The following is a 268-nucleotide window of genomic DNA, read 5'->3' on the forward strand; positions in this document are numbered from 1 at the left end:
CCGGTCGACGTCGGCTTCGTGCAGAGCGGCATCGGTTCGAAGGAACGCGACGAGCAACTGGTATCGCTCGGCAGCATCGGCTACGTGCCGCTCGCAATCATGTATCGCGGCGCGGTGGTCGCGCGCCAGCACGGTGTAGACGGTGGGCAGCACGAACAGCGTGAACAGCGTGCCCACCAGCATGCCCACCACGATCACCAGGCCCAGGCTGTAGCGGCTGTGGGCGCCGGCCCCGCTGGCGAACAGCAGCGGGATCAAGCCCACCACC

Annotated in this window: 1 protein-coding gene; it reads right to left on the reverse strand. The window is 67.9% G+C overall.

Annotated features, from left to right (window positions below; all coding sequences use genetic code 11):
- The coding region (locus SB751_RS31150) for an efflux RND transporter permease subunit (RefSeq protein ID WP_410749161.1) at positions 1–268 on the reverse strand (268 nt) is incomplete at both ends.

The sequence above is a fragment of the Cupriavidus sp. SIMBA_020 genome (assembly GCF_046535395.1).
GTDB classification, from domain to species: Bacteria; Pseudomonadota; Gammaproteobacteria; order Burkholderiales; family Burkholderiaceae; genus Cupriavidus; species Cupriavidus campinensis.